General features: G+C 40.4%; 1 pseudogene. It reads right to left on the reverse strand.

Going from position 1 to position 470, the window contains the following annotated elements:
- Positions 1-182: 182 nt before the first annotated feature.
- Positions 183-470, reverse strand: a pseudogene (locus ELS82_RS28020) (DDE-type integrase/transposase/recombinase); the annotation flags it as partial.

A 470-nucleotide genomic window follows, 5' to 3' on the forward strand; every position in this document is an offset into this window, starting at 1 on the left:
TGCGGTGCGATACGCATGAAGGGCAAATGGCAACATCTCATGCCACTCCTTATACTTGACTACCATCTTCTGAATAATCTTTTTGACATTCTTGTTAGCAGCTTCTACCGCACCATTCATCTTTGGTCTATATGGCGAAGAGTTGGAATGCTTGATTTTCCATTTAGCGCAGAGTTCTATTATCATCTTGCCATTGAAATTCTGGGCATTATCAGTGATAATATTTTCTGGTGGACCATATCGACTGCGGTGCGATACGCATGAAGGGCAAATGGCAACATCTCATGCCACTCCTTATACTTGACTACCATCTTCTGAATAATCTTTTTGACATTCTTGTTAGCAGCTTCTACCGCACCATTCATCTTTGGTCTATATGGCGAAGAGTTGGAATGCTTGATTTTCCATTTAGCGCAGAGTTCTATTATCATCTTGCCATTGAAATTCTGGGCATTATCAGTTATAATCTT

It is taken from the genome of Vibrio ouci, assembly GCF_004551525.1.
Taxonomy (GTDB): domain Bacteria; phylum Pseudomonadota; class Gammaproteobacteria; order Enterobacterales; family Vibrionaceae; genus Vibrio; species Vibrio ouci.